Source organism: Gaetbulibacter jejuensis (assembly GCF_039524015.1).
Classification (GTDB): Bacteria; Bacteroidota; Bacteroidia; order Flavobacteriales; family Flavobacteriaceae; genus Gaetbulibacter_B; species Gaetbulibacter_B jejuensis.
Map to the genome: position 1 here is coordinate 451,654 of NZ_BAAAGF010000002.1, position 22,986 is coordinate 474,639.

The 22,986-nt window shown below is 34.1% G+C and carries 10 protein-coding genes; 9 read left to right on the top strand and 1 reads right to left on the bottom strand.

Features of this window, described 5'->3' with window-relative positions:
* Nucleotides 1–23 precede the first annotated feature (23 nt).
* From ABD011_RS08630 to ABD011_RS08660, 7 genes are all read left to right on the top strand, one after another.
* Entirely contained in the window at nucleotides 24–1,487 is a 1,464-nt protein-coding gene (locus ABD011_RS08630) for a T9SS type B sorting domain-containing protein (protein ID WP_343797494.1), read from the top strand.
* Nucleotide 1,488: 1 nt separating this feature from the next.
* The gene (locus ABD011_RS08635) at nucleotides 1,489–3,960 is read left to right on the top strand and encodes a PorP/SprF family type IX secretion system membrane protein (RefSeq protein ID WP_343797496.1); all 2,472 of its coding nucleotides are present in this window, start codon (nucleotides 1,489–1,491) and stop codon (nucleotides 3,958–3,960) included.
* 70 nt (nucleotides 3,961–4,030) lie between these two features.
* Nucleotides 4,031–12,250, top strand: a complete 8,220-nt coding sequence (locus tag ABD011_RS08640) for a T9SS type B sorting domain-containing protein (RefSeq protein ID WP_343797498.1) — start codon at nucleotides 4,031–4,033, stop codon at nucleotides 12,248–12,250.
* A 41-nt stretch (nucleotides 12,251–12,291) separates the two neighbouring features.
* The gene (locus ABD011_RS08645) at nucleotides 12,292–13,263 is read left to right on the top strand and encodes a PorP/SprF family type IX secretion system membrane protein (RefSeq protein ID WP_343797500.1); all 972 of its coding nucleotides are present in this window, start codon (nucleotides 12,292–12,294) and stop codon (nucleotides 13,261–13,263) included.
* 274 nt (nucleotides 13,264–13,537) lie between these two features.
* On the top strand, nucleotides 13,538–16,159 hold the full coding sequence (locus ABD011_RS08650) for a PQQ-dependent sugar dehydrogenase (protein ID WP_343797503.1): 2,622 nt from the start codon (nucleotides 13,538–13,540) through the stop codon (nucleotides 16,157–16,159).
* Between the two features lie 98 nt (nucleotides 16,160–16,257).
* Nucleotides 16,258–17,052: a sulfite exporter TauE/SafE family protein gene (locus ABD011_RS08655; protein ID WP_343797505.1), complete on the top strand. Its 795-nt coding sequence runs from the start codon at nucleotides 16,258–16,260 to the stop codon at nucleotides 17,050–17,052.
* A gap of 63 nt (nucleotides 17,053–17,115) precedes the next feature.
* Nucleotides 17,116–18,426: an MBL fold metallo-hydrolase gene (locus tag ABD011_RS08660; protein ID WP_343797507.1), complete on the top strand. Its 1,311-nt coding sequence runs from the start codon at nucleotides 17,116–17,118 to the stop codon at nucleotides 18,424–18,426.
* A gap of 40 nt (nucleotides 18,427–18,466) precedes the next feature.
* Here ABD011_RS08660 and ABD011_RS08665 read toward each other — a convergent pair whose 3' ends face one another.
* Nucleotides 18,467–19,465 carry a metal-dependent hydrolase gene (locus ABD011_RS08665; RefSeq protein ID WP_343797509.1) on the bottom strand — a complete coding sequence of 333 codons (999 nt, stop codon included), beginning with the start codon at nucleotides 19,463–19,465 and terminating at the stop codon, nucleotides 18,467–18,469.
* Nucleotides 19,466–19,596: 131 nt separating this feature from the next.
* Here ABD011_RS08665 and ABD011_RS08670 point away from each other — a divergent pair, with 131 nt between their 5' ends.
* Entirely contained in the window at nucleotides 19,597–19,935 is a 339-nt protein-coding gene (locus tag ABD011_RS08670; protein WP_343797511.1) for a DUF4870 domain-containing protein, read from the top strand.
* Nucleotides 19,936–20,151: 216 nt separating this feature from the next.
* Nucleotides 20,152–22,983, top strand: coding sequence for a sensor histidine kinase (locus ABD011_RS08675; protein ID WP_343797513.1), 2,832 nt, complete (start codon nucleotides 20,152–20,154; stop codon nucleotides 22,981–22,983).
* Nucleotides 22,984–22,986 lie beyond the last annotated feature (3 nt).

The following is a 22,986-nucleotide window of genomic DNA, read 5'->3' on the forward strand; positions in this document are numbered from 1 at the left end:
AGGTAATTAAAAAACAGAACTGAATGCAAAAAACTACCATCCTTAAAGCCCTATTTTTCGGAATTTGTTTGTTGACTTTTCTTTCAACAGAAAAATCAAACGCTCAAATAGTTATTGGTACGCCAAATTTAGGATTCAGTCAAGCATGCGCAAGTGAGTCGTTCAATACGTATAACACAACATTTGTATTTTCACCAGAATCTGCTTTGAGCGCTTCAAACCAATTTATCATTGAAATGTCTGACGCTGATGGAAGCTTTTCAGATCCAACAATTGTATTTACATCAAATGCAGGAGAAGTTACAACTTCACCAGCAACATTAAGCTTTTCTTTACCTGAAACAACTTCAGGTGAAGGTTACAGAATAAGAATTAAAAGTACTGCTCCTGTAGCTACTAGCTCTGGCTCAGCAACTTTTGCAGCTTATTATAAAGCACAGGATAGTCCGTTTACTATTAATAATTTAGTGTCTACAGGAGCGTATTGTACTGGAGGTAGTTATTTGTTGACTATTGATAATCCAGGAACAGGTTCAAACGATTCTCCTTTAAACTATCCATCTCTTACATTTAATTGGTATAAAGAAACTGGACCAACAACTTCAGTATTTGTAGCTCAAGGAAACTCTCTAGAGGTTACTGAAGAAGGTACTTATTTTGTTGAAACTAATTATGGTACTTGTACCTCTAATTCATTTTCAAATAGAGTTACTATTAGTGAGGCAACTTCAGGAGAAGCTAATGCATCAATAGTTTCTAGTTTAGGAAATCCGTTTTGTCCAGATCAAGGAATGACAACATTAAGCACTATTGGCGGAAATAGTTACCAATGGTATAAAGATGGAAATATAATTCCAGATGCTACAGAGCAAATGTATCAAACAAACGAATCTGGAGTGTTTTCTGTTCAAGTAGATTTAGGAAGTTGTGAAGCTTCAGGTTCCATAGATTTAGTGAGTGAAAGCTTTACAAGTACTATTGATGTTCCTGAAGAAAATACTATGGAAGAAGGCGAAACCTTATGGGTGAGTTTAACAACAACAGCTATTGATCCAGAATTTCAATGGTATTTCAATAACAATTTAATAGCAGGAGCAACCGAAGACTCCTATCAAGCAACAGCTTATGGAGATTATAGAGTTGTTATTTCTCAAACTTCAGGTTGTATTGTGTCTAGCGAATTTCTGTTTTCAATTTCTGCACCAATAGAGCAATTTCCTGATGTAGCAAACATACCTAATCTTATTAGTCCCAATGGAGATGGTGTTAATGATACTTGGGTAATACCACCACAATATGTTAGTGGTACAAATGCCGAAGTTATTATTATGACAAACCAAGGAAAAGTAGTGTTGCAAACTAATGATTACCAAAACAATTGGCCTGAAAATCAATTGGATTTTAAAAGCATAAATCCAGTTTACTATTATATCATCACAATCCCTAATCAAAAACCCAAAAAAGGTTCAATAACAGTAGTAAAATGAAATGAAACTTTTTGTACTAATAATAGCGTTATTTATCTGTTCTACACAGATGTCCTACTCTCAAGAAGATGATGGAGTAGTTGCTCTTGCGCTACCAGTACGAAACTCTTTAAAGTTCAACAGATATGTTATTAATCCAACATTTAGCTTTGTTAGAGAACAAAATAAATACATAAGTTTAACTAATAAAAGAGAATGGGTTCAGTTTGAAGACGCGCCACAAACCTACTTAGTGAGTTTTTCAGGAAGGTTTAAAGAAAATATTGGTATTGGAGTAGGTGTATTTCAACAAAACTACGGAGTACTAACTACTTTTGGTGGACTTGCTAATTTTGCCTATAACGTTAGGCTAAATACTGATAATAACCTAACGTTTGGTCTTAACGTTGGTGCTTATAAAAGTGGAGTTAACGATGGAAATGTCGTTACCAATTTCCCAGACCCTTCGTTAGACAATATTCCTTCAAACTTTATGCTTACCGTTAATCCAGGAATAAACTATGGAACAGCATTTTTAGACTTTGGGTTATCAATAAACAACCTAGTCTTATATAATCTCAATAGTTCTCAACTTATAGAAGATAATCCTGAACAAGCTATTCAAGCACACATGATGTATACAGGTTATATGGATAGTCGTGGTTTTTTTGATGAAAGTAAGTTTACAGGTTTATTGCGTTCAGAATTTAAAAAAGATAAAACAGTTATTTCTGGTGTAGCTATGGTGATGGTACCTAAAGGTATTTGGGCACAAGTTGGTTATAACACTCTGTATGGTGGTTCAGCAGGTTTAGGACTTAATATCACGAATCAAATTTCAATTGAATACAACTTTGAAAAAGCGCTAGGTGATTTAACAGATTTTGGTCCATCACATGAAATTACACTGGCCTACAAATTTAAGAACAACACAAACTATGATTATAGTAGCGAAGATGAAGTAAGTGCTTTAATTTCTCCAACAAGAAAAAGAAAGCCTGTTGTTAAACTATCTAAAGCAGAAGCTACCGAACGTAAATTGAAAGCAGCAGCTGAGGAACAAGCACGACAAGAGGCGGAAGCTAAGGCTAAAGCTGAAGCTGATGCAAAAGCCCAAGCCGAAGCACAACAAAAAGCTGAAGAGGAAGCTAGAGCAAAAGCAGCAGCAGAAGAGAAAGCACGACAAGAAGCAGAAGCTAAGGCCAAAGCAGAGGCTGAGGCAAAAGCTCAAGCCGAAGCACAACAAAAAGCTGAGGAGGAAGCAAGAGCCAAAGCAGCAGCAGAAGAGCAAGCACGACAAGAGGCTGAAGCTAAGGCTAAAGCAGAAGCTGATGCAAAAGCCCAAGCCGAAGCACAACAAAAAGCTGAGGAGGAAGCTAGAGCCAAAGCAGCAGCAGAAGAGCAAGCACGACAAGAGGCTGAAGCTAAGGCTAAAGCAGAAGCTGATGCAAAAGCCCAAGCCGAAGCACAACAAAAGGCTGAAGAGGAAGCTAGAGCCAAAGCAGCAGCAGAAGAGCAAGCACGACAAGAAGCTGAAGCTAAGGCAAAAGCTCAGCAGGAATTAGAAGAAAGTCAAGAGGATGAAGTGGTTGATGAAGAGAAAGATACACCGCCAGAAGCAACTGATAATCTTGGTAAGTCTATGAACGAAATATCTGAGTCCACTGAAGCGTCTAAGAAAGAGCAAGAAGCTTTATTAAAGAAGTTTTTAGATGCTATTGATGTAAAAGACCAAGACCTTAAAGACTTAAAAGAGGAAAACGATTTAAGTGAAAAAGGTATTTATATGGAGCCTAAACCATTTAAGAGTATTACTGCTGAAAATGCTGCTCTTGAAGCAATTAGAACAGATTTAGATAATGCGATTAAAACTACAAGTGATAAAATCAACGAATTAGAATCTTTATACAATCAAAGACAGCAAATAGAAACCGTAGCAATGGATGAAGTGTACTTATACTATCAAAAAGCACTTAAATCTTTAAAAGCCGAACAAGCGGCTGCTATTAAAGCTAAATCTGATTTAGAAAGTAGGTTGGAAGATATAAACTTAGCAACTGACTTTGAAAGAAAACGAAGAATTAAACGCGCACTTTATGATAATGAAGAAGATAGATATGCTCAAGATAAAGCGAGGTTAAATAGTATTAAGCAAAACACACCACTAAGCATAAGTCCAATTCCTGAAGAAGAGTTTGATTTTGGAGAAGAATTAAGTGGCAATATCCAAATTCTTAAGAATGTTCAAAATGTAGAAAATGGATATTATTTAGTAGTTGCAGTACATACTGATGTAGAAAAGAGAGATGATTTCTTAGCTAAAGCAGTAGCTTCAGGTGAGAAGAACATTAATTTCTTCTACGATGTTAAGACAAGTAAGTATTACATCTATTACGAAAGTTTTGAAAGCATTCAAGCTGCAAATGCAGCACTGGAAGCTAAAGAAAGTAAACCATATAAAGCAAAAGCATCACTCTTGAAAATAGAAAACTAATAAAATAATAGGCCAATTCTAGGTTCAATTATGCCCCTTTTTGAACTCAGAATTAAAAAAATTGAATACCATGAAAAAACCTACTTTTTCTAAACTAGCAACCTTAGTTTCATTATTGTTTTTAGGCCTACAATGTTATGCCCAAAACTACGAGCCTTTTACACCAAGATTCAATGAAGATTTAAAAGGTGATATTGTGCTTATAGGTAACAATATTCTTGGACCAAATAATAATGCGTTTAATAATAACTCGGTGTATAACCACAATGTTAATATGACTTATATTGATATTGATGGAGACCCAACGACGTTTTCTTCTTCAAGTGCTGATTTAGAAATTCCTAACCCAAACTGTTACCAAATTATTTATGCTGGTTTATATTGGGGAGCAGTAAATCCTGGTGACGAACCAATTACAAATGTTAAGTTAAGAGGTCCTGTTGGAGGTTATAATGATATTACTGGTACAGTAATTTATGATGCAAATGGTAGTTCGGTTGATGGAGGAGACAGCTTTTCTTATGCTTGTTTTGCTGATGTAACTAGTATTGTAACAAGTTTTGGAACTGGTGTTGATTTGGGAACTTATACTGTAGCAAACGTGTCATCAGCTGAGGGAGAATCGTCTGATTATAGTCCATATAATGGAACTGGAGAATCTGCTGGATGGTCACTTTTTGTTGTGTATGAAGACCCAACACTACCTGGTAAATCAATTACCAGTTTTGACGGTTTTAGTGCAATTAGTGTTGCAGGAGGTAATCCAAATCTTGATATTCCTGTTAGTGGATTTAGAACTATTCCAGCACCTGCTCCTGTAAGAGCAAATTTTGCTTTTGCAACTTTAGAAGGAGATAAGCCTATTTTAGGAGACCGTTTGTTACTTAATGGTGTGCCATTATCTACTGCAGATAGACCAGTAGGTAACTTTTTTAATAGTTCTGTAACGCAATTAGATGCAACACCTGTAAATAACAGAGTTCCTAATAGTACCAATACATTAGGATTTGACACAGGTGTAATGACTGTTCCTAACCCTGGAAATACAGTAATTGCTAACGATGCTACATCTGCAGTAATTAGGTTAGAAACAAGTGGTGATACTTATTTTCCTTACTTTTTCGCATTTGCAGTAGAAATTATTGAGCCACATATTGTACTTACAAAAATTGTAGAGGACAACTCAGGAAACAACATTGGAGGGCAAACTGTTGGTTTAGGAGCGTCCTTAAATTATGTTATCGGTTTTCAAAATACAGGAAATGATAATGCTACAAATTTTCAAATAAGGGATATTCTTCCGGTAAATATTATTTTTAATTACCCAGAGGATTTGGTTTTACCTCCAGGAGTTACAGTTGTAAGTTACGATCCTACTACTCGAGAAATTATATTTGATATTGAAGATTACTTAGTTGAAGAAAATGATCCAGTTTACGAAATTAGAATTGAAGTTCAAGTTGTAGATACTTGTAATGAGTTGGCTGATGCGTGTTCAAACATTGTGAGTAATCAAGCTTTTGCGTCTTACAGTGGGTTTTTTAACCCTAATTTCACAATTACAGATGACCCAAGTTTAAGTAGTAATACAGGGTGTTTAATCACTCCTCAAGCCACAAATTTTTTAGCAGATTTAGATTGTACGTTTACACAAAACATAGTGTTATGTGGTGATAGTGTTGAACTTACTGCAGCTGATGGTTATGATTCGTACTCTTGGTCAACAAGTCCAACAGGAACTCCTGTAATTGGGACTACACAAACCATTACAGTTACAAACACAGGTACATATTATTCTTTTAATACTGCATTAGCACCTTGTCAATCTATTGAGCAAGAATATGTTGTTGGGCTTTATGGAGGTAATAACTTAACGAACCCTGTTATTCCTTATGCTGATGAGGTGGTGACTTGTCCAAACGATGGAAAATTATTACCAAATATATTTTTATGTGGAGCAAATGATTTTAGAGAAATTGAAACTGATATTGCTGGAGCCACCTCAATAATTTGGGAACAATTAGATGAATCGAGTTGTGCTCCTGTAACTGATGACGATTGTGCTAACGAAAACGATGCTTGTACTTGGAATCAAGTAGCAACAGGTTCAGACTTTACAGCAAACACAGCAGGTCAATTTAGGTTAACTATTAATTATGAAGGTGGTTGTTTTGTGCAATTCTATTTCAATGTATATCAAAATCTTTTAAGTCCTTCGGTAATTGCTACTGATATTGTTTGTACAACACCAGGAAGTATTACGGTTTTAGATGTGCCAAATGGTTATGAGTATAGTTTAGATGATGTAAATTATCAAACAAGCAATGTATTTTCAGTAACAACTCCTGGACTTTATACTGTATATATTAGACAAATTGGAGTGTCAACAAACCCATGTGTGTTTACTGTACCAGATGTTCAAATTTTAGAACGTGATTTTACGGTTTCAACTTTAGTAACACAACCCTTGTGTCATGGTGATTTAGGAAGTGTACACTTAGCTGCTAATGATGTTGATCCTCAATATTTCTTTTCAATATATAATGGAGGAACATTAGTAAATAGTGTAGGTCCTATTACCGAAAATAACTATACGTTTGCAAATTTAAACCCAGGAATCTACACGGTTAATATTGAAACTGAAGATGGTTGTTTTCATACTGAAGATATAGAAATTATCGAGCCACCATTATTAACTGTTACTGCAGCAGTAACCGTACCTTTAACATGTAGTGATGGAGAAATAACTATTTATCCAGAAGGTGGAACAGCTCCATATTTTTATTTTATAAATAGTACAACAGATTTCCAAACTGTACCTGAATTTGTAGTGACTTCACCAGGAGTTTATGATATTTTAGTAATAGATTCTAACAACTGTTCAGCAGAAACAACTATTACTGTAGATGCTATTCCTGCTCCAGATTTTACCATTGCAACAACAGATATTTCTTGCTCAGGTTCGTCAAATGGAACAATTACCATAAATGTGACCAATACTAATGGTAATAGTTTACAATACAGTATTGATGGTGGAACGACTTTTTCTAACTCCTCAGTGTTTTCTGGACTTTCAGAAGGAGATTATGATGTAGTCGTTCAATATACGGTAGGAACTTCGGTTTGTTTAACTGATCCTCAAACGGTAACAATTACTTCAGCAGACGCTATTGATGGTACAGCAGAATTATCAGCACCTTATACCTGTGCAACAAACGGAACAATTGCAGTTACAGGAGTTACAGGCGGAACACCACCTTATACTTATAGTATTGATGGTGTTAATTTTCAGCCAGGTAATACTTTTAGCGGATTAACTAGTGGAACGTATACTGTAACTATTCAAGATGCAAGTGGATGTACTTTTATTACTAATACAATTACAATTGATGTGTTGAATCCTCCAACAGATTTAACCTTTAGTCATACACCATTAACTTGTCCAACAAATGAATCAACTGTTACTATTTCAAGTGTAACAGGTGGAACAGGAACTTTAGAATATCAAATTACTGCTCCAGCTTCTTATGCAACATCTTACCAAACGTCAAATGTATTTTCAGGTTTAGCTCCAGGAACATATACATTTCAAGTAAGAGACGAAAATGACTGTGAATATTCAGAATCTTATACTATAGATCCTTTGCCAGTAGTTTCGGTAAATACAGTTTTAGTTGAAGGTCTTGATTGTACAGCAACACCTGATGCTGTAATTGAAGGGACAATATCAAGTGGAGTAGCTCCATTTACTTATGCAGTATTTATTGATGGTGGAGCGTTTAGTGATTTAGGAGCAACAGGAACAACATTTACCTATACAACTACAACTCCAGGAACTTATCAATTTGAAATTACTGATGCTAATGGATGTACAGCTCAATCTGTAATTCATACTGTAGCACCAATTGTTCCTCCTGCAATAAGTGCTGTGGTTCAAACTCAGCCTATTTTATGTCATGGAGATACTAATGGAGCAATTGATATTACAATTGATCCTTCAGTAGGAACGCCTCCTTTTACAATAAATGTATTTAATGATACAACAGCTACAGATTTTGGTACGCAAACTTCAGGATTAGAAGCAGGAACTTACACTATTACTATTACTGATGCTAATTCTTGTACAGGCACTGAAACCATTACTATAAATGAGCCTGATGCAATTGTAGTAGATTATCATACCATTGATATTACGTGTACAGCAGGAGGAGTGTCTCAAGGTTCTATTATTATTGATAGCGTTGTAGGTGGTACAGCTCCTTACAATTATTTTGTAACAGGAACTAATGGTTATTCAAATTCTGAATTGAATGCTACTGGATCAACTTCGGTAAGTTTTGATGTGGTTGATTTTGGTTTATATGAAATTAATGTAGTCGATGCTAATGGTTGTTCGGTTTTACATCAAGATGTATTAGTAGCGTCTCCACCTACAGATTTAGATATTGTAATTAGTACTTCGGTAGATTGTGCATTAGGAGGAGAAGCAGTAGTAAGTATTGGTTCTAGTTTACCAAGTCTTGGTCCATTCTTTTTCAGTATTTACCAAGGACCTACTTCGGTATATCCTAATCCTGCAGGAACGTGGATTCCTGAAGATTCACCAGGAAGTCAATCAGCTACATTTACTGGATTAACACCTGGAGTTACCTATACTTTTATTGTATATGATGCCTCTACTATGTGTAGTTATTATGAACCTGCAACAGCACCTATACCTACAAATTCAACCTTGTCAATAAGTGCTGAGAGTTTTAATAATATAACTTGTACAGGAAGTGACGATGGTAATGTATCGTTTACTGTAAACAGTATTTATGGGACTGATGTAACAGTAGATTATACAATATTTGATGCCATATCACAACAAAATACAGGAATAACAGGTTCAGGAACAGTTACGGCAGGAGGTTCGCTAAATGTTACAAACTTAGGACCTTTACCATTTGGAAACTACTATGTGTTAATTACTGAAACTTCAGGAGTCAATGCAGGCTGTAGTGTGGTAACTGCTCCTTTTAATATTACTGAATCTGCAATTCCATTAAGTTTAACTACTTCAGTAGATCAAAACGCTAACTGTAACCCAAGTTCAGGTGTTATTAGCGCTATTGGTCATGATGGAACAGCGCCTTATCAATATCAAATTACAACAACAGCAACTGCTCCAGCAGCTAACGATTCTTCATGGAGTTCAGTAAGTACATTTAATATGGATGCAGGAAGCTACTATGTACATGTTATTGATGCTTATGGTTGTGTAGTAACAAGTCCTGTTGTTGTATTACCTATGGATTCATCTCCTGTAATTACAGCAACATTAAGTGACCAATGTACAACAGAAGAGGGTAATTTTGAAATAGAAGTAGCACTAACAACTGCAGGAATTGCTCCTTATAGTTATAGTATTAATGGAGGTGCATTTCAAACACTAACAGCTCCATTTACAATTTCAAATTTATACTCAGGAACACATACTGTTGAAATAAACGATGCAAATGGTTGTGGTAACTTAGTTTCAGTAACAATTGCGCCACCTTTAGGATTAACGCCAACAGTAAATACGGTTCCTACCTGTAATAATGATGATGGTGAAATTACAATGTCAGTATCAGGAGGTTCAGGTTCTTATATTTATTCCATAAGCCCTAATCCTGCTTCTGTGAGTATTGCTGGAGATGTAATTTCAGGACTCCCTTTTGGAGTTTATACAGTAACAGTAACTGATACAGTTACCTCTTGTACTGAAGAAGTTACAGTATCGTTACCTGAAGCAATAGCACCTACATTTACAACAACGCCAACTGCTGTAACCTGTTTTGGAGATACTTCAGGAAGTTTTGATATTAATGTTAGTGGATATTCAGGAGCATATACTTATGAAGTGTTTGATAGCATTGGAACTTCAGTAACTGGAGCAGTTAATGCTAATACAGCTACAAACCCATTAACTGTAACAGGAATGACTGCAGGAACTTTCACTGTTGTTATCACAGAAACTGAAAGTCCGTTTTGTAGTGCCACTGAGAGTGTGATTATTTCTTCACCTTCAGAAGCGTTAACACTAACAGTTTCAGAAACCTCAAATGTAACTTGTGACGATAACCTAGGTACTATTACTGCTATCGCTACTGGTGGATGGGGAAGTTATGAGTATGAACTAACAGGAGCAGCAACAGTTGGGTATTCTCCAAACGGAATGTTTGAAAACCTTTCTGCAGGTACGTATACAGTAAATGTAATGGATGCAGGAGGTTGTATAGCTTCTGAAACTATTACACTAGAAGTACCAACACCTATTAATGCAACGTTTACGCCAAGTACAACAGTATTGTCTTGTTTTGGTGATCAAAACGCTACAATTACAATAACAAATGTTACTGGTGGTCAAGGAAGTGATTACACATATACTTTAAACACTATTTTACCAACTCCTAGCTCATCAGGACCGCAAACGTCTAATGTGTTTTCAAATTTAGGAGCTGGTACATATTCAGTAGTTATAAACGATGGATATAATTGTGAAATGACTTCGCTAGATATAGTGATTGATGAACCAACACCTATACAAGCTAGTTTGGTGACTGCTAGTACTCAAACTTGTTTAATAGAGTCAACATTAACATTAAGTGCTACAGGAGGAACAGGAACATACAGCTACAGTAACGATAGTACTTTTACCACAATATTAGGAACGTTTACAACTTCTACAACATTTTCAGTTCCAGTAGGAACATATCAATATTATGTTATGGACGCCAATGGTTGTGTAGCTAATGTGTCTAATGAAATTACAATTGACCCTCTTCTAGATTTAGAAATCGACTTGTATTCTACCAATCCAACTATAAATTGTGCTGGAGATAATACAGGTAATATTTTTGCCACTGCTCAAGGAGGTCTAGGAAACTATGTGTACACGTTAGAAGATACTTCAGGTAACCCAATTTCTGCAACTCAAAATACACCAGGAATGTTTACCGAACTTGTTGCAGGTACATATGTAGTTAGTGTTGAAAGTGGCGATTGTAGTTCAGTTTCTGCGCCAATAACAATTACTGAACCATCTCAAATGTTAGACGCGACGTTTACAGTGACTGATGTAACATGTACAGGAGCAAATGATGGTGTTTTAGAAATAACAGCAACAGGAGGAACAGGAGTTATCATGTATGCGATTTCGCCTCAACTTAATCAGTTTTTTGAAACGAATATTTTTGATGATTTAGCTCCTGGAACTTATGATGTTATTGTGCAAGATGAGTTAGGTTGTTACTTAACTTACAATTTCACCATTGAAGAACCAATACCTGTAATTATTAGTATTGTTCCAGATTCTATGTTCCCTGAACTATGTGAAGGAGATGCTAATGGAGAATTCAGTATTGAAATTTCAGGTGGTACAGCGCCTTACAGTGTGAGCTTAGATGATTATGATGGTCCATATACTACAGGAACTGTAACTCAAACAGAATTTGATTTTACTGATTTAAATGGAGGCGACCATATTGTTTTTGTAAGAGATAGTCAAGGTTGCGAATCTGAATGGAATATTACTTTCCCTGAAGCTATAAGTTTTGAACCAGCAGTAGAAGTTGAATATGCGTGTGTAGACAATGCCTCTTCAAATAGTGTTATTGTTACAGTTACAGGAGATGTTGATCCTGCTGATTTGGACTATTCATTAAACAATGGACCATACCAAACAAGCAACATCTTTGTAGATGTACCTTCAGGTATTGGCAATTATGTAGATGTAAGACACACTAATGGTTGTATTCAAACTACTGAACTTTTCGATATTGAAAGCTATGAGCCATTAACTCTGGTTTTAAATCAAGGAGAAATAAATGAAATAATAGCTGTGGCTTCTGGTGGAACAGGAGATTATCAATTCTCACTTAATGATGAAGATTATGGTGATGTTAATACGTTTATCATTATGGAAACTGGTGAATACACAGTAGTTGTAACTGATAGTAGTGGATGTACTGCAACGGCTACTATAGTTATGGAGTATATAGATATATGTATTCCAAATTACTTTACGCCAAATGGAGATGGAGTTACCGATTATTGGGCTCCTGGATGCACTCAAAATTACCCTAATCTAGAGTTCGACATTTTTGATCGCTATGGTCGTAAAGTAGGTACCTATAGACAAGGACAATATTGGGATGGTAGATATAATAATACCGAGTTACCAACTGGAGACTATTGGTATGTGGTTAGGTTAAATAGTTCAGTAGATGATAGAGATTTTGTAGGACACTTTACACTTTACAGATAATAGTTAAGGTCTAAATGGTCTTTTAATAAAAAAGAAATTTCATGAAAAAAATTATAAAATACATTCTGTTTTTAGTAGTCTTAAATGGTTATGGACAAGAGTTGAATTTGCCAGTTTGGACACAGTATTTAGCCGACAATAGTTTTGTTATCTCACCAACCTATGCAGGAATTGGAGATAACTTTAGAATTAGAGCCAACGGATTAACACAATGGGTTGGTATTAAAGACGCCCCAGATAATCAAGCGCTTTATGCCGATTTTAGAATTGCTGACCGTTCAGGAGTTGGTTTGTCGTTATACAATGATAAAAACGGAAATACACGTCAAAAAGGAGTTAAATTCTCTTTTGCGCATCACCTTATTTTAGATTATAAATCTAAGCAATACCTGTCATTTGGTGTTTCTTATAACATCAATAGCTTTAGAATTGATATTGAAAATTTTGAACCTACTTACGAAATTCCTATTGTAGATCCAAGTATCACTGATGATAGAGCAATTAATAACAATAACTTTGATATTGGAGCTTTATATAGATACAAAGGATTTTATTTTAGCTTAAATGCTAACAATATTCTTGAAAAAGAAATTGATGATTTTGTTGGAATAGAACCAAGTTTACTTTTAAACTTTCAATTATATTCAGGTTTAATCATTCAGAGTAAGCAAAATAAAAGAGTAGAGTTTGAACCGTCTGTTTACTATCAACTATTCAATAGTGATAAGCGTTCAAGTACTGATATTAACTTCAAATACCGAAAGTATAACAGAAATGAAGATTATTATTGGGTTGGAGCATCCTATAGGTTTCTTAACGACCAGTTTTTTAAACCTTTAAATATTGGTCCTATGGCAGGTATCATGAAGTCAAAGTTTTATTTTGCGTATTCCTATCAGTTTACAATTAATGATTTGGCTGGTTATAATTCAGGGACACACAGTATAACTGTTGGGTTTGATTTTCTACAAGGAATTAGTAACTGTCCATGTGCACAAAATCCTGTACATTAATATTAGGTGTTATGTGTTGGTAATTAGTGAATTATTGTTAAAATATGGTAGTTTGAAGCCTATTTAAACGACTTATCGAGATTATTTCTTTTCATTAATTTTTTATCCCTACATTTGGATTAAGATTAATAGCAAATCATTTTATTTTAACTTAAAGTCACTAGACATGTTTTGCTATTATATTAAGTCTTATTCTAAGACTATTTCGTTTTTAAGCTTCTTTTTCTTACTTGTTAGCTTTTCATTTTCGCAAACGCCTATTTTTTCACCAGCTATGACAATTACAGAATTAGGTTCTGTAAATTCTCCAGCAAATGAAACTGTAGAAAATATTATTGATGGTTCAGCATCCACTAAGTTTTTAGATTTTAATTATGCCGATGGTATGGGCTTTACAGTTGATTTAGGTGCAAACCCAAAAGCTGCATCGTCAATATCGATTACTACAGCAAACGATTCTCCCAATAGAGATCCTCAAAATTATACAGTTTCAGGTTCAAATAATGGAACTGACTTTACGCAAATCGCTTCAGGATCCATTCCTTGTGTAGGAACTAGATTTCATCAAAGAACATTTAATTTTACAAATTCAACATACTATCAATACTATAGAATAAATTTCACTACACAATGTGGTTCTGATAATAGTATTCAATTATCTGAAGTACAATTATATTCAAATACACCAACACCTACTTACAATCACGAAACAGTGCAAACAGGCTACAATACCATTATGGGAGTAGTGTTTAATAATGATGGTACTAAAATGTTTGTTTGGGAAAAAAGAGGGCATGTTTATGTGTCTAATTGGAATGGCTCTACTTATGTAAAACAAACAACACCAGTTTTAGATATTTCAGATGAAGTAGGAGATTGGAGAGATTTTGGGTTTCAAAGTTTTTGCTTAGACCCAGATTTTGATACTAATGGATTGGTGTATATGTATTATATGGTAGATAGAGAACATCTTATGAATTATGGAACTCCAAATTATGATCCAAACGATAATGATTATTATGAAGCTTCTATAAGTAGATTAACACGCTATCAATTAAATATAGGAAGTAACCCATTAACAACTGATTATGCATCAAGAACTGTGCTTTTAGGTGAATCGGTTTCTACTGGAGTACCATTAACACATGAGTCGCATGCTGGAGGAACAGTTATTTTTGCAGATGATGGAACTTTATTAGTGTCAACAGGAGATAATGCAAGTTATTCTTCAACTGATGTTGGAAGCGCTAACGAAACATATTACCAGCAAGCTATAAATGATGGTATTATGCGTCCAGAAGAAAATGTTGGAGCATTCAGAAGTCAAATGATTACTTCGCTTTGCGGAAAAGTATTACGTTTAGATCCTGCTACAGGAGATGGTGTACCTTCTAACCCTCACTATAATGCTTCAAACCCTAGAGCACCAGAATCTAGAATGTGGGCAATGGGATTACGTCATCCATTTAGAATGTCACTTTTACCAGGAAGCGGAAGTACTAATCCTGCTGATGGTGATCCAGGAACCATATTTGTGGCTGATGTTGGTTGGAATGTATGGGAAGATTTACACATTTTTGATAAAGGAGGTTTAAATGGTGGTTGGCCTTTGTATGAAGGACAAACACAACTTAATAGTTATTATAATAGTGGAGCTACAAATCCTGATGAAGGTAATGCACTTTTTGTAAGTAATTGTCCTCAACCAACCAATTGGACTGATAACGCTGATCCAACAATGAGACGTTTTGTACATGACAGACCAGAAGTAGCTTGGAGACATGGTGGCACAAATGATGCACGTGTGCCATGGTTTAATGGAACAACTCCAACTGATCCTAGAGTAGGGACTACAGGAGCTCCTACAACTGGAGTTCAGTTTAGAGGAAATACTGCCATAACTGGTGTTTATATTCAAGGAGATGCACTTGGGAGTTCTATGAATGGTAAGTTTTTGTTCACGGACTATGTAAGAAACTGGATTAACACTGCAACATTAACTGATGGCTCCCAAAACTGGATAAGTGATATTTCAGAATTAGCACCATTAAATACAGGTTTAGGAATTGTTCATATGTATCAAAACCCTTTAGATGGTTTTGTGTATTATGTTAATATTTATATAGGCGAGTTGCGTAGAATTACATTTGTTGCACCTCAATGGACCAATGAACCAACTGATATGACAGTTGCCTGCGATGGAACTTCAGATCCAGGAGGCGCATTTGCGACTTGGCTTAGTAGTTTTTCAGGTACAGTGTCTTGTGGTGCTGCAACTATAACTCATAATAGTACAGGCTTAAGTGACTTATGTGGAGCAACAGGTTCAGAAACTGTTACATTTACATTGTCTGATGAATGCGGAAATAGCATAACTAAAGACGCGACTTTTACTATTGAAGATAACACAAACCCTCAATGGGATTCGACACCAGCTAATGTTACTGTAGAATGTTCAGCTAGTGCTAATGCTGATTTTCAATCTTGGTTAGCTAGTTTTTCTGGAACCGACAACTGTAGTAGCGCAACTGTGACTCATGATAGTGATGGCACACTTGGTTGTAATGCATTTGAAACTGTAACATTTACTTTGTCTGATGATTGCGGAAACTCGGTTAATGTTCAAGCAACGTATACAATTGAAGAGACATTAGCAATTAATCCTGTAGCGCAGGAGCAAGTTGTAATGTATCCAAATCCTACAGACGGAAAACTGTTTTTTAAAGGACTGAAGGCTAAAGGCAAAATTGCAATATATAATTTAACAGGTCAGTCTGTATTTGAGTCTGAAATAACTAATAATGTTCCAATACAATTAGAACTTCCTCTTGGTCTTTACTTAGTTAAGATAAAAACTGAAAACTCTACCAGTGTTAAAAAACTAGTGATAGAATAAAACAAAACTATTAGTACATATTCATTATTTTGCTTTTGTAACATTAGTTGCCAATAAACTAATATATCTATCTTATTTTTGTCTCATATTAATAAGATATGGATTTGTTATTGTTTTTTGAATACTTTGGAGCACTAGTTATTGGTCTTATACTTGGCTTAATTGGTGGAGGAGGTTCAATATTAACAGTGCCTCTTCTAGTTTATTTATTAGGCTATAACCCAGTTGTAGCAACAGCATACTCTTTGTTTGTTGTTGGTTCTTCGTCAGTAGTAGGTGTAATACAAAAACACCAAAAACAGCAAGTAGATTTTAAAACAGGATTGCTCTTTTGTTTTCCTTCGTTTTTGGCAGTTTATGCTTCTAGAAGATTTTTAGTTCCTAATATTCCAGACGTTATTTTTAGTACTAGTAGTTTTTCAATTACTAAAGATATGCTCATAATGGTGTTTTTTGCTTTGGTAATGTTGTTTGCTGCTATTTCAATGATAAAAAATAGAAAAGATACTCAAACCGAATTTGTGCCTCAACCCTATTATAAAACCTTTATTCAAGGATTGGTAATTGGTACTGTAACCGGATTAATAGGAGCAGGAGGAGGTTTTTTATATGTTCCTGCGTTAGTGTTGTGGTCTGGGTTGTCCATGAAAAAAGCAGTAGGAACATCATTAGTAATCATAGCAATAAATTCGTTGATAGGTTTTCTTGGAGATATGCAAACGCTAGTAATTGACTGGAAATTTCTTATTACATTCTCTCTAGTAACTATTGCAGGAATTTTACTTGGAGGCTATTTTTCAAAGTATGTATCTAATAAAAAACTAAAAAAGAGCTTTGGTTGGTTTGTACTTATCATGGCTGTTTATATAATTATAAAAGAGTTTGCAAAGTAATACACAGCAAATGTTATTTTTGCAAAACTGTAAAATATTTAATGACATTAAAACGTAAAGACTATGAAAATAGAACAAATATATACAGGTTGTTTAGCACAAGGTGCTTATTATATAGAAAGTAATGGTGAAGCTGCTATTATAGACCCTTTAAGAGAAGTGAGTCCATATATTAAAAAGGCAGCTCAGGATAATGCAAAGATTAAGTACATTTTTGAAACACATTTTCATGCCGATTTTGTTAGCGGTCACGTTACACTTTCTAAACAAACAGGAACTCCAATAGTTTATGGACCTCTCGCAAATCCTGCTTTTGATGCAATAATTGCTGAAGATAATCAGGAGTTTAAAATAGGAGATATTTCAATAATTGCTCTACATACTCCAGGGCATACCATGGAGAGTACAACTTATTTATTAAAAGATGAAAACGGTAAAGACCATGCGATTTTTAGTGGTGATACATTATTTTTAGGTGATGTAGGTAGACCAGATTTAGCTCAAAAAGCAGGTGATATTACCAAAGAAGATTTAGCAGGTTTCTTGTTTGATACTTTAGGAAACCAAAAACAAATGAACTATGCTTTACGGGCTGATATGACTAAAGAAGAGTTTATTGCTGAAGTGACTGATGGCTTATTGCCTCCACCTCAATATTTTCCTTTAAATGTGAAAATGAATAAAGAAGGCTATGATGATATTGATGAGGTATTAAAAAGAGGAACAAAAGCATTGTCACCTAATGCCTTTGAAGTTTTGGCAAACGAAACAGGAGCAATCGTTTTAGATGTGCGTCATCAATCAGAATTTGTAAAAGGCCACATCCCACGTTCAATTTTTATAGGTATTGATGGCGGTTTTGCACCTTGGGTTGGAGCGCTTATTGCTGATGTTGAGCAACCAATTCTTATTGTTGCTGATAAGGATAGAGTAGAAGAAACTGTGACACGTTTATCTCGTGTTGGTTTTGATAATACTTTAGGCTATTTAGAAGGCGGTTATGAAGCTTGGGAAGCAGCAGGAAAAGAAACAGATACTATTGAATCTATTTCTGCAAATGAATTTAAAAATAGAATGGAAGCGAATACCATCCCTGTTTTTGATGTTAGAAAAGAAGGCGAATTTTTAAAATCACATTTACCAACTGCACATTTTACACCTTTAGATTATCTAAATCAGCACTTAGCAGAATTTCCTAACGAAGAGACCTTTTATGTGCATTGTGCAGGAGGGTATCGATCTGTTATAGCAGCTTCAATTTTAAAGAGTAGAGGTATTCATAATTTAGTTGATGTAGCTGGTGGATTTGGAGCAATAAAAAAATCAGGAATTCCAGTAACTGATGAGGTTTGCCCTAGTACATTAAAAAAATAGAAAGATTAAATCGGTATGGTAATATGCTGCTATACCGATTTTAATTTCCTTTAATGCGTTTCCATAATGCATTGAGCATACCTTTAGCATCACTTCTGTCTCTTGGTTGTTCAATAAAATTCACAGTTCCATCTGTATGTTTTTCTATTAAAAATTGAAACACAAAATCGTTCGATTCTGGTTTTAAATTCAATAGTCCAAAGCGTAAATCATTAAAATATAAGTTTCCGTTTTTCTGAGAAATGCTGTACCAACCTTCAGTAATGGCAATCATTCGTTGTACTTTCTCATTATGTTTTAAGTCATCAATTAAATGATGATTTTTTTCATATGCAGAAAATGCGATTGGTTGTGAGTCAAAAAACGAATAGTCTCCCAGTAAATAAACATCTTTAGTATCTACATTAGCATTCCAAAGGATCGTGTTTAAAGGCGACGGTCTTGTATCGATATCTATATAATCAATTTTTTGATTGTTCAATGCTTGTTTAAATTGGGAAAATGCAGCCCATTTTAAGAATAAAGTAATAACAAGGTAGGTTGAACTTAAAATTAAGCCAAGTCTATTAAAAAATTGCCGTTTAGGATTCGTTCTTCTGCTGAAAAGTGCTAAGAGTAAACACACTAAAAAAGGTAAAGTGTAGATAGGGTCTACTACAAAAATGTTTTTATAAGCAAGTCGTAAATCAAAAGGCCAAAATAATTGGGTTCCCCAAGTGGTATGTGCATCTAGTAAAGGGTGTGTTATAAAAGCCCAAAAGAATAACCATGACCAAGATTTAAAGCTTTTAAAGGATTCGATTTTTGAAACCAGCCAACCAAAAATAGGTGCAAACACAATAGAAAATACTATGGAGTGTGTAAACCCTCTATGAATTTCTAAAGCTGATACTGTATCGGTAAAATTAGAGGCCAATACATCCAAGTCTGGAATTGTGCCAGCAATTGCTCCGTAAAGCATAGCTTTGTTACCAACTTTTTTTCCTAAAACTGCTTCACCAACAGCAGCACCTAAAACTATTTGAGTAAGTGAGTCCATAATATTATCACAAAACTATTTAAAATTGGATTGTCTTTATATAAAATGGGTCAATAATATTTTTTATATTAAAGGTGTAACATTCTTGATTTTTCAGCGTCAAATAAGTATCAATCAAAATTTACACCATCATGAGAGAAGATAGACAACTTATAGTAATAACACATTTAAGTCAATTATTGTGTTTTATTACTGGTTTTGGAAGTTTAATTGTTCCGCTTATAATTTGGATAACTCAAAAAGAGAAAGTATTTCAAATGGATGCTCATGGAAAAAACATAGTAAACTTTCAAATTAGCATGATCATTTATGCTTTATTATGCATTCCTTTAATTTTAGCTTTCGGATTAGGTATATTAGGTTTTATAATACTTGGCATTATTTCATTAGTTTTTCCTATCATAAACGCTATTAAAGCAAACAATGGAGAAACTCCAACATACCCTTTATCTCTTAGTTTTATTAGTTAGTTATATTTTTTATAGAGGTAAATTAAAAACGCTCACTGTATAGTGGGCGTTTTTTTATATTTAGAAAAAAATAAGGTAGTTACAGAAAAATAAGACGCTCATTGTGAACATAAATATTAAGTTTGTTAATTGATATTTATGTGGCGTTATATTAAATACATATTATTTTTATTGTTACCAGTTTTTGTAGTTGCTCAAAATCCGGTGACACAGCACATGTCTAAAGTCTCAAATCTTCCAGATGTTGAGTTTTATGATATTCTAGAAGATCACAACCACTATATCTGGCTTGCTGCAGATAAGGGTTTATACCGTTATAACGGAAATAATTACCAAAAGTTTACAAACCCTAACCAAAAAGCAAATTCTTTATTTCAATTAAAATTAGATGAAAAAGGAAAACTTTGGTGTAGTAATATTTACGGGCAAATTTTCTATGTTGAAAACGATACATTACACCTTTTTTATGACGCTAGTAAACTGGTGAAAGGGCAGTTGTCACCTTTTGAAATTACCAATACATCCATACGCTTATTTACTGTAGATGGTATTTATGATATTAATTTAAAAGACAAAAACGCCATCAAGCTTTTTGAAGGTATGTCTGTTAGTGAGAGTACTCACAATGATTTGTCCTATGTCATTAAAATGAATGCAAATAACAGACCTTCAAAAGAAAAACAGAACTGGTATCAAATCAAAAATGGACAAATAAAACTGCTTAAAACACTCACGTCTAAATACAGAATGCAGTCACCAAAGGTATACGCTTTTAAAAATAGTGCGCTGTTAAATTTTAAAGAACAAGGCAAAAATCAACTTTATATTTATAAAACTGAAATAGACGATGTTTTAAAGCTGAAGACACCTAAATTATTAGAAGATTTAACCATTTACAACATCACTTCTTTAAATAATGACTATTGGTTTTTAACAACATCTGGTGTGTTTATTTTTCAATTAAAAGATCAGCAATTAGTTTTAAAAGAACAATTGTTTAGTAACGAGTCTGTAACCGATGTATTGGTAGATTTTAATAAAAATTATTGGTTTACAACATTAGACAACGGTGTTTTTGTGTCTTCTAATCTTAATATTAGACAGCTTAATTTAGAACAAGCAAAAGATAAAATTACCGCAGCATGTGCATTAAATAACAATCAATTTTTATTAGGTACAAATAATGGTAAGTTGTTGTTTTATAATATAAACGGTGTTTTTAAGACGCTCAAATTACCTGGATCAAAAATCATAGGTAATTTATTTTTTGACGCATCACAAAACCACGTAATTGTTAGTATTAATGCATCAGAATCTTATAGTGTAGATCTAAATCTATTCACCATTAAAGACCAAAAAAATAAATACTCTGTTGCAAAAACATTTTCAAAAATTAATGATGAAAATCTCTTCTACGGAAGCTACAAAGAAGCCATAATATATAACAAACCGTATATTTCAGATTCTACAAGAGTTATTAGAAAAAGCAGAGTAAAAGCATCTGAAATATTAAACAATCAGTTATTTGTTTCTTTTATTGATGGCTTATATCAATTTGATGTTAATAGTTTTCAGTCAAAAGAAATTAAGCTAGATAACGAAAGTATTTTAGTAAACTCAATTGCTAAAATAAACGATGCTATTTGGTTGGCAACACAGCACAATGGCTTGTTGTGTTTTAAGGATGGTCAATTAATTTCTAGACATGATGCGTTGTCAAAGCAAGTGCAAATAAATACATTAAAATCTGATGGTGAATTTTTATGGATTTCTACCGAAGAAGGGTTTTATAAGCTTCATCCCAAAACCAATCAAGTAAGGCGATTAAATACACAAGATGGATTAACATTATCAGTAGATAAGTTTATTATTCTTGAAGATTATTTGGTGTCTGTTTTTCCAAATTCATTGTATGTAATGCCCAAAAAAAATACGCTTTTTAAGGCTTTTAAAACCTCTAAAGTTCGGATAACATCCGTTCAAATAAATGATAAAGATACGGTTGTAAATACCAATTACAATTTACCTTACGATTATAATAAATTACGATTCGATTTTAACTCAAACGGATTTCAATCTAATAAACATGTTAGTTACAAATACCGTATAAAACCAATTGATACCACGTGGCGAAACGTGCCTTTAAACACACATTTTGTGGTGTTTAACAGCTTGTCTAGTGGCGATTATACGTTTGAATTACAAGGTCAAAATATTAGCAGTAAAGACGTGCAATTTGCAAGTCCTATTACCTTTACTATAGCAAAACCATTTTGGGAAACCTATTGGTTTTATGGTTTGATTTTGGCATCCGTTTTCGGATTAATTTGGCTATATTTTAAATGGCGATTACAACAAAAAGAACAACAACGCATTGCTGAAGTTGATAAAATTTTAATCGATAAAAAAATTACGAATTTGAGGTTAGAAAATCTGCGTTCGCAAATGAATCCGCATTTCATTTTCAATGCTTTAAATTCTATTCAAGATTATATTATTTCTAACGAAAAGGAATTGGCAAGCTCATATTTAGTGAAGTTTAGCCGATTAATCCGCATGTATTTAGATTACAGTCAGCAAAACGAAATTACTTTAGAAGAGGAATTAAACGCGTTAAAACTATATTTAGAATTAGAAAAAGTGCGTTTTGAAGATGAATTGGAATATACTATTTCGGTTGATAATCAATTGAAAACAAAACAGATAAAAGTACCGTCATTATTCATTCAACCGTACGTTGAAAATGCTTTAAAACACGGATTATTACACAAATTAAACGACCGAAAACTACATATTGAAGCGAAAATTATTCAGCAAAACAAATTAGAAATTACCGTTGAAGATAACGGAATTGGTCGCGCACAATCCGAAAAATTAAAACGACCAAATCAACAGCACAAACCGTTTGCTACCAAAGCAAACGAAGAACGTGTGCATCTTTATAAAAATAAATTAAAACGTGATATAGCCATAACTACCAACGATTTGTATAACGAAAACGACGTAGCTGCAGGTACAAAAGTTGTCATCACGATGCCAATACATTAAGAT

Bases quoted from the DNA above. Each gene is read 5' to 3' on its own strand.
- ABD011_RS08630 (WP_343797494.1), top strand. From the start codon at position 24: ATGCAAAAAACTACCATCCTTAAAGCCCTATTTTTCGGAATTTGTTTG.
- ABD011_RS08635 (WP_343797496.1), top strand. From the start codon at position 1,489: ATGAAACTTTTTGTACTAATAATAGCGTTATTTATCTGTTCTACACAG.
- ABD011_RS08640 (WP_343797498.1), top strand. From the start codon at position 4,031: ATGAAAAAACCTACTTTTTCTAAACTAGCAACCTTAGTTTCATTATTG.
- ABD011_RS08645 (WP_343797500.1), top strand. From the start codon at position 12,292: ATGAAAAAAATTATAAAATACATTCTGTTTTTAGTAGTCTTAAATGGT.
- ABD011_RS08650 (WP_343797503.1), top strand. From the start codon at position 13,538: ATGACAATTACAGAATTAGGTTCTGTAAATTCTCCAGCAAATGAAACT.
- ABD011_RS08655 (WP_343797505.1), top strand. From the start codon at position 16,258: ATGGATTTGTTATTGTTTTTTGAATACTTTGGAGCACTAGTTATTGGT.
- ABD011_RS08660 (WP_343797507.1), top strand. From the start codon at position 17,116: ATGAAAATAGAACAAATATATACAGGTTGTTTAGCACAAGGTGCTTAT.
- ABD011_RS08665 (WP_343797509.1), bottom strand. From the start codon at position 19,465: ATGGACTCACTTACTCAAATAGTTTTAGGTGCTGCTGTTGGTGAAGCA.
- ABD011_RS08670 (WP_343797511.1), top strand. From the start codon at position 19,597: ATGAGAGAAGATAGACAACTTATAGTAATAACACATTTAAGTCAATTA.
- ABD011_RS08675 (WP_343797513.1), top strand. From the start codon at position 20,152: ATGTCTAAAGTCTCAAATCTTCCAGATGTTGAGTTTTATGATATTCTA.